This is a genomic window from Pseudomonas amygdali (assembly GCF_002699855.1).
In the GTDB taxonomy this organism is placed as follows: domain Bacteria; phylum Pseudomonadota; class Gammaproteobacteria; order Pseudomonadales; family Pseudomonadaceae; genus Aquipseudomonas; species Aquipseudomonas amygdali.
This window is the reverse complement of sequence record NZ_LKBW01000094.1, coordinates 1-7144: the sequence shown is the minus strand read 5'-3', so window position 1 is coordinate 7144 and position 7144 is coordinate 1. Positions and strand designations below refer to the sequence as shown.

Sequence of the window (7144 nt, the reverse complement as noted above, 5' to 3'; positions counted from 1 at the left end):
TTTGGTCGGCATACATGCACCTCTAGCTACATGTTATGCCCGAACACAAAATTTCTGACAGTCTCGGTGGGTCTATAATTGCGCCTTTCTCAATCAGGATATGTCATGTCTATTTCCCTGTACGCCGCTTCCATTCCTGTCTTCCAGCAAATGCTCAATGCGCTGAGCGATGTTCTGACCAAGGCCGAAGCCTACGCGACCGAGAAGAAAATCCAGCCGCCAGCACTGCTGCAGGCGCGTCTGTTCCCGGACATGTTGCCTTTTACCCGTCAGGTGCAGATTGCCGTCGATTTTGCCAAGGGTGCTTCGGCCCGCCTGGCAGGCGTCGAGATCCCGCAATACGATGACACCGAAACCACCTTTGCCGAACTGCAGGCACTGCTTGCCAAGACGCTTGCGTTCATCGGCAGCATCACGCCCGAGCAGGTCGACGGCAAGGAAGGTATCGAAATCGTCCTGCGTCCCGGCACTGAAAAGGAAAAGCGTCTGAACGGTCAGGCTTATCTGCTCAGCTACGCCTTGCCGCAGTTCTTCTTCCACGTCACCACCGCTTACGACCTGCTGCGCCATAACGGCGTTGAAATCGGCAAGCGCGACTTCATGGGCAAGTTCTGATTCTGAAACGTGCGGGGCTGAAGCCTCGCTGATGTTCTCGTCCCTCGCCGTTATGCGCAAATCCAACTGACTATCGTGCCAATGCTCCGCATTGGCATGCATTGGCTGACGCAGAGCGTCACGAAATGCATTACCACGCGGAGCGTGGCAACGAGAGTTGTTGGGGTGTCAGCCCTGTTTTTCGGGCTGTAGTGTTGTTCTGGAGTATTCATGTTGTTGCCCATAGTTCTGTTGTCGGCCGCCGGTTTTACCGTGCTGACCACAGAATTCGTCATTGTCGGTCTTTTGCCTGCGGTTGCCCGCGATCTGGATGTCACGGTTTCGCAAGCGGGGCTGCTGGTCACCCTGTTCGCATTCACGGTTGCAGCGTTCGGTCCTTTTCTGACCGCTTATTTCTCGCGTTTCGAGCGCAAGCGTCTGTTCATCAGCATTCTTGTGCTATTCGGCTTTTCAAATCTACTGGCAGCGCTGGCACCCAATATTGCCGTGATGGGGCTGGCGCGGCTGATTCCTGCGTTGGGGCTGCCGGTGTTCTGGGCACTGGCCAGTGAAACCGCCATGGACATCGTCGGGCCGCAGTTCGCTGGTCGGGCGATTGCCAGAATCGGTTTCGGCATCGTTTGCGCCACTGTGTTCGGCATTCCCATCGGCACCCTGATTTCCGATGCTTTCGGCTGGCGCAGTGCGTTTCTGGTGCTCGCCGGTCTGGCATTTGCCAAGGCACTGTTGCTGGCGGTCTATCTGCCACGGACGGCGGCGAAGAAAAACCCGGTGTCGATCCTCAACCAGTTCGGTATTTTGCGCAGCCGGATGATGCAGGGGCATGTGCTGCTGTCGGTACTGGTATTCAGCGGCATGTTCACCGCCTACACCTATCTGGCGGACATGCTGGAGCGTCTCGCCGGGTTCGATGGCAGCCTGGTGGGCTGGTGCCTGATGGGGTTTGGCGCGGTCGGCTTGCTCGGCAACTCGCTGGGCGGGCGCATGGTTGACCGGCATCCGCTGATTGCCAGCCTGGTATTCTGCGCCTTCATGGTGGTCGGCATGGTCGCTGTGGTGCCCAGCATCCACTCGGTGTTCGCCTTGCCAGTCGCGCTGGCAATATGGGGTATCACCCAGGCCGCCTTGTTTCTGGTCAGTCATGTCCGGTTGATCAAGGCCGCACCGCAAGCACCTGCGTTCGCGGCGTCGCTTAACATCGCCGGAGCGAATCTTGGCATCGGGATTGGTGCGATGATCGGCGGCAGGGTCATTGATCATCTCGGTCTGGGGAACGTCGGTTTCGCTGCCGCTGGCATTATCTTGGTTGCGATTGTGCTGGCAGTGCTGTTGATCAGACGTGATTCCGGCCCGCTTGCAGCCTGACTTGCGTCGGTAAACAACTGGTTTCGTGCGCTTTCGGCGATGGCGACAACGCCAGGGTGTTTGACCTTGCGCTCTACGGTGATGGCGTAGAAGGATTCGGTCACCGCGTCAGTGTGGCCTATCAGTTGTACGCCATACTGGCTCTGCACCTCATCGGCGATGACGCTGGGTGCAACAAAGACACCGCTGCCGGATTTGCCAAACGCCTTCATCAGCGCACTGTCATCGAACTCGCCGATGATGCGCGGCTGGATGCTCTGTTCGGAAAACCAGCGCATCAGCCTGCCGCGAACGACGGTTTCCTGGCCTGGAATCAATAGCGGCGCACCGTGCATGCACTGCGGAAAGCCACTTCCGATACGTTCTGCCACTTCACGGGTCGCAAAAAAGCTGACCCCGCATTCTCCCAGTTTCTGGCTGTAGCCCTTGATATCCAGGTGCTGCGGCATGGAGCTGTCCGAGATCACCAGGTCCAGACGCTGGATTGCCAGGTCTGCCAGCAGCCTTTCCAGTTTGTCTTCCCGGCAGGTGATGCGAATGGACTCGCTGAGGTTCATGGTCGGGGCAATCAACCGGTACACGATGGACTTGGGCACCACATCAGCTACTCCGATGCGCAACAGCAGTTGCTGTTCATCGGGCTGCGAGCGCAGCAGGTTTTCCAGATCATTGCCCAACTGAAACATCTGTTCGGCGTAAGGCAGGGCCAGGCGACCCGCTTCAGTCATTTCCAGTTGCCGGCCTACGCGCTGGAGCAGATCGACACCCAGTGACGCCTCCAGCAGGCTTATCTGTCCGCTGACAGTCTGCGCGGTGAGATTCAACTGCTCGCAGGCGCGCACGATGCTCCCGGTTTTGGCTACTACCCAGAAATAGTGAAGCTGACGGTAATTGAGCATGATCTCTGCCGGTTCGGTAAAACCGAAGTATAAGCCTTATAAAATCGAATTTTCCGTATGTTTCAAAATGTCTAGAATCTGCTTCCAACGCCGGGCTGAACACGCCGCCCAGCCTTGCTTAACGAGGAAGCCATGAATAAAACCCTTTACGCTGCACTGCTGGGCTGCTCGCTGCTGGTAATGGCAGGATGCGATCAGATAGAGTCATCCACCAAACATGTGGTGAATGCAGCAGCCGACACTGCAAAACAGGCGATTGACGAAACACATCAAGCCGCAACCAAGGCCATTGATGAGGCAAAACAGGAATTTTCAGTGCAGCAGCCACCACAAAGCTCGGCTGAAACCGAAAATACGACCGATAAATAAATCTGACTTACAACTAATATTGGCTCAGGCAGGGCAGTGATCTATGGAATACCTATTGGAACTCGCAACAAGTCCGGCAGCCTGGATCGCGCTGGCAACACTGGTGGTCATGGAAGTCGTATTGGGTATCGATAACCTGATCTTCATCTCGATCATCACCAACAAGCTCCCTGAGCACCAACGAGAAAAGGCCCGCAAACTGGGTATCGGTATGGCGCTGGTGATGCGCCTTGGCTTGCTCAGCACCGTGGCGTACATCGTGCAACTGACAGAGCCGGTATTCGAGGTGTTCGGCCAGGCGTTCTCGTGGAAGGACATGATCCTGATCGCTGGTGGCCTGTTCCTGGTCTGGAAAGCGACGACGGAAATTCACCACAGCATGGACGTCAAGACCGAAGAAGAGAAAGCCCTGGGTTCGGTTGTGGCATTGAGCATGAGCGCGGCCATCGTGCAGATCCTGATGCTGGATCTGGTGTTCTCCATCGACAGTATCATCACTGCCGTGGGCATGACCGAACACTTGCCTATTATGGTCATTGCTGTAATCACTGCCGTCGTCGTGATGCTTGTTGCCGCCAACCCGCTGGCGAAGTTCATCAACGATAACCCGACGGTGGTCATGCTGGCCCTGGGCTTCCTGATCATGATCGGTATGACGCTCATCGCCGAAGGCTTTGGCGCTCATGTGCCCAAGGGCTACATCTACGCTGCCATGACCTTCTCGGCAGCCATTGAAGGCCTGAACATGCTGGTACGCAGAGCAAGACGTAAAAAGGCTGCTGCTCAGGTGTCCGCGCACTGATAGCAGGCCAGGCTGAAAAAAGGTCGACCCGGGTAACCGGGTCGACCTTTTTGCATTTCCACTGCCGACAACTTTATTCGAGCGGCACAACGAACTATCAGCTGGCCACAGCAGCGGCTACTTTGACAGCCTTAACCAGGTTCGGCCGTTTTGCCGCAGGTGGCGATGCACTGCGCGGCTGGTGATGGCGACGGGATATGCGCATTACGCCCCACAGCATGGCACTGGCTACAGCAAGCCACGAAGCGAGCAGCATCACGATTGTCAGTTCCAGGCTCATAAGTGCCTCCACATTCCTGCTTTTGTTGCGGTCTTGATAACTGACAGTCTAGTACGGGGCATGTTTCGGTTAATTGACCAGTGGCGCAGGGCTATGAACTATTTTCTCCATTCGGCCCGATGAGCCGCAGTGCCTGACTATACCCTGAACCCCCAGAGCTCTATGATCGGTGTCCAGGCCGGGTCGTGGGTTGCCCGGCATCAGTTGAAGCGAGTGAACATCTTGTCGGTCTCTTTCTATTCCGGTACTGCCGGTGCATTACGTTCATGGCTGGTTTTAGCCTTTCTCATGGGTCTTGTCGGCTGTTCTTCAATGGTCACGCCCGAGATGAAACGCCTTCCGGACCGGGTCGAACTGACGTCGGTCCCGTTCTTCCGGGGTAACGCCTACCAGAGTGGGCCAATGGTGCTGGCAAGCATGCTGGCCAACCAACAGGTACAGACCACGCCCGGCTTGCTCGACAAGCCGCTGCAACTGCCAGGTGCCGAAGACCGGCTCGAACAGAATATGCAGAAGGTTGCGCGGGAATACGGCTTCATGGTCTATCCGCTTGATGGTCAATTACAGGACCTGCTGACTCAGGTGTCGGCGGGCTATCCGGTCATGCTGCGCTTTGCCCAGGGTTCTGCACTGTGGAAAGGCCCGCGTTATGCCGTGTTGATCGGTTACAACCGGGTAAAGGAGACGGTGTTGTTGAATGCGGGCATGGATCGTCGCTATTCAATGAGTTTCAGCAGCTTCACATCGGCGTGGAAAGAGGCCGGCAGTTGGGCGGTGCTGGTTCAGTCGCCCCGGCAGTTGCCCGCCAATGTCGATCAGCAGCGCTGGTTGCAGGCTGCTGAAGCTTTATCGAAGTCCGGACAGGAGCAGGCGGCGGGCGAGGCGAAACGAACATTGGCACGCGGCGTTAAATGAAATAAACGCGGCACAAATAAAAACGGCACCGATAAGGTGCCGTTTTACTGTCAGCGAAGTTAAAAACCCAGCCGGTCACGCAGGCTGTAATACCAGGCGCCCAACGCAGTAAGCGGGGTGCGCAGCATCTGTCCGCCGGGGAAAGGATAGTGGGGCAGGTCGGCGAACGCATCAAAGCGCTCTGCCTGACCGCGCAACGCCTCGGCCAGTACCTTGCCCGCCAGATGCGTGTAAGTCACGCCGTGTCCGCTGCAACCCTGCGAGTAATAGATGTTGTCGCCAAGCCTGCCAACCTGAGGCAGGCGAGACAGGGTCAGCAGAAAGTTGCCGGTCCATGCGTAGTCGACCTTCACATCCTTGAGCTGTGGAAACGCCTTGAGCATCTTCGGCCGGATAATGGCTTCGATGTTGGCGGGATCTCTGGCACCGTAGACCACGCCGCCGCCGAAGATCAGGCGCTTGTCGGCGCTGAGGCGGTAGTAATCCAGCAGGTAATTGCAGTCCTCGACGCAGTAATCCTGCGGCAGAAGTGTTCTGGCCAGTTCATCGCTCAGCGGCTCTGTGGTGATCACTTGAGTGGCACAAGGCATCGACTTGGCAGCCAGCTCCGGAACCAGGTTGCCCAGATAGGCGTTGCCGGCCACGATGATGAATTTCGCGCGGACCTTGCCTTGCGCCGTATGGACCACAGGGCTGGCACCGCGCTCGATGCGAATGGCCGCCGACTGCTCGTGAATCGTGCCGCCCAGGGTCTCGACCGCGGCCGCTTCACCCAGCGCCAGATTGAGCGGGTGAATATGGCCGCCGGTCATGTCCAGCAGCCCGCCGATATATTGATCACAGGCAACGACTTCGTTGATCCGGCGCTTGTCCATCAGCTCAAGGCCGGTGTGGCCGTAACGCTCCCACAGTCGCTGCTGGGCTTCCAGATGCGCCAGTTGCTTGCCGGTCAGCGCTGCAAATACACCGCCATCCTTCAGGTCGCACTGGATACCGTAGCGGGAAACCCGATCACGAATGATGGATGCGCCCTCAAAGGCCATCTGCCCCAGCAACTGCGCCTGGCGTGGCCCGACGGTTCGCTCGATCACATCAATGTCACGGCTGTAACTGTTGACGATCTGCCCGCCATTACGCCCCGACGCGCCAAAGCCGACTTTTGCCGCTTCCAGCACCGTGACCCGGAATCCATTCTCCAGCAGGAACAGCGCACTCGACAGGCCTGTATAGCCAGCGCCGATGACGCACACGTCGGTTTCGAATTCACCCTGCAACGCTGGACGTTCCGGGGCGGCATTGGCTGAAGCGGCGTAGTAGGACTGCGGATAGGGCGTATTTGCCATCCTGAGAGTCCGTTTAATATTCTTGACGATGGGGGGATCGTACCCGAGAACCAAAAGCTCTGCCAGCAACAGGCGAAAAGTGTCATTCCCTGCCAACGGGCAAAAAACGCTGTAATTCATAGGCTTAGAGAAAAAACAGATTGACAGGTATCTGAATATCCGTAGAATGCCGACCCACAGCAGGCACGTAGCTCAGTTGGTTAGAGCACCACCTTGACATGGTGGGGGTCGTTGGTTCGAGTCCAATCGCGCCTACCAGATAAAATCCGCTCTGCTGGGCGGTAAGAAAAGGGTCAGCCGGAAGGCTGGCCCTTTTTTGTCTCTGGGTGCTGAACCCCAGGGTAAAAATTTCGCGTATTCAGAGAGTTACTGCAAAAAAGAATTTGACAGGCATTCGAATATCCGTAGAATGCCGACCCACAGCAGGCACGTAGCTCAGTTGGTTAGAGCACCACCTTGACATGGTGGGGGTCGTTGGTTCGAGTCCAATCGAGACTGTCAGAAATTTTGTGTTCGGGCATAACATGTAGCTAGAGGTGCATGTATGCCGACCAAA

General features: G+C 56.8%; 8 protein-coding genes and 2 tRNA genes. 7 read left to right on the top strand and 3 right to left on the bottom strand.

Features of this window, described 5'->3' with window-relative positions:
- The first annotated feature begins 105 nt into the window (after positions 1-105).
- Positions 106-615 (top strand): DUF1993 domain-containing protein, encoded by a 510-nt coding sequence (locus AO277_RS09085; protein ID WP_002553619.1) that lies wholly within the window; start codon positions 106-108, stop codon positions 613-615.
- Between the two features lie 210 nt (positions 616-825).
- Positions 826-1980: an MFS transporter gene (locus tag AO277_RS09080; RefSeq protein ID WP_044319957.1), complete on the top strand. Its 1155-nt coding sequence runs from the start codon at positions 826-828 to the stop codon at positions 1978-1980.
- On the opposite strand, the gene nhaR is transcribed toward AO277_RS09080, so the two are convergent.
- On the bottom strand, positions 1872-2879 hold the full coding sequence (nhaR, locus tag AO277_RS09075) for a transcriptional activator NhaR (protein WP_044319956.1): 1008 nt from the start codon (positions 2877-2879) through the stop codon (positions 1872-1874). The genes AO277_RS09080 and nhaR overlap by 109 nt on opposite strands.
- 132 nt (positions 2880-3011) lie before the next feature.
- On the opposite strand from nhaR, the gene AO277_RS09070 reads away from it, so the two are divergent.
- Together AO277_RS09070 and AO277_RS09065 are read left to right on the top strand one after the other, a co-directional pair.
- The gene (locus AO277_RS09070; protein WP_002553622.1) at positions 3012-3248 is read left to right on the top strand and encodes a hypothetical protein; all 237 of its coding nucleotides are present in this window, start codon (positions 3012-3014) and stop codon (positions 3246-3248) included.
- 43 nt (positions 3249-3291) lie between these two features.
- A complete protein-coding gene (locus AO277_RS09065; RefSeq protein ID WP_002553623.1) occupies positions 3292-4050 on the top strand; it encodes a TerC family protein in 759 nt (252 codons plus the stop codon).
- 97 nt (positions 4051-4147) lie between these two features.
- Here the strand turns inward: AO277_RS09065 and AO277_RS09060 are convergent, their stop codons facing one another.
- Positions 4148-4330: a hypothetical protein gene (locus AO277_RS09060; protein WP_002553624.1), complete on the bottom strand. Its 183-nt coding sequence runs from the start codon at positions 4328-4330 to the stop codon at positions 4148-4150.
- Between the two features lie 219 nt (positions 4331-4549).
- On the opposite strand from AO277_RS09060, the gene AO277_RS09055 reads away from it, so the two are divergent.
- On the top strand, positions 4550-5245 hold the full coding sequence (locus tag AO277_RS09055) for a peptidase C39 family protein (RefSeq protein WP_044319958.1): 696 nt from the start codon (positions 4550-4552) through the stop codon (positions 5243-5245).
- Between the two features lie 59 nt (positions 5246-5304).
- Here AO277_RS09055 and AO277_RS09050 read toward each other — a convergent pair whose 3' ends face one another.
- The gene (locus tag AO277_RS09050; protein WP_044319955.1) at positions 5305-6588 is read right to left on the bottom strand and encodes an NAD(P)/FAD-dependent oxidoreductase; all 1284 of its coding nucleotides are present in this window, start codon (positions 6586-6588) and stop codon (positions 5305-5307) included.
- A 181-nt stretch (positions 6589-6769) separates the two neighbouring features.
- Here AO277_RS09050 and AO277_RS09045 point away from each other — a divergent pair.
- Positions 6770-6846: transfer RNA gene (locus AO277_RS09045), tRNA-Val, on the top strand.
- Between the two features lie 165 nt (positions 6847-7011).
- Positions 7012-7087, top strand: a tRNA-Val gene (locus tag AO277_RS09040).
- Positions 7088-7144 lie beyond the last annotated feature (57 nt).

Excerpts from the sequence above, each read along its gene's own strand:
- AO277_RS09085 (WP_002553619.1), top strand. The coding sequence starts at position 106 with ATGTCTATTTCCCTGTACGCCGCTTCCATTCCTGTCTTCCAGCAAATG.
- AO277_RS09080 (WP_044319957.1), top strand. The coding sequence starts at position 826 with ATGTTGTTGCCCATAGTTCTGTTGTCGGCCGCCGGTTTTACCGTGCTG.
- nhaR (WP_044319956.1), bottom strand. The coding sequence starts at position 2,879 with ATGCTCAATTACCGTCAGCTTCACTATTTCTGGGTAGTAGCCAAAACC.
- AO277_RS09070 (WP_002553622.1), top strand. The coding sequence starts at position 3,012 with ATGAATAAAACCCTTTACGCTGCACTGCTGGGCTGCTCGCTGCTGGTA.
- AO277_RS09065 (WP_002553623.1), top strand. The coding sequence starts at position 3,292 with ATGGAATACCTATTGGAACTCGCAACAAGTCCGGCAGCCTGGATCGCG.
- AO277_RS09060 (WP_002553624.1), bottom strand. The coding sequence starts at position 4,330 with ATGAGCCTGGAACTGACAATCGTGATGCTGCTCGCTTCGTGGCTTGCT.
- AO277_RS09050 (WP_044319955.1), bottom strand. The coding sequence starts at position 6,588 with ATGGCAAATACGCCCTATCCGCAGTCCTACTACGCCGCTTCAGCCAAT.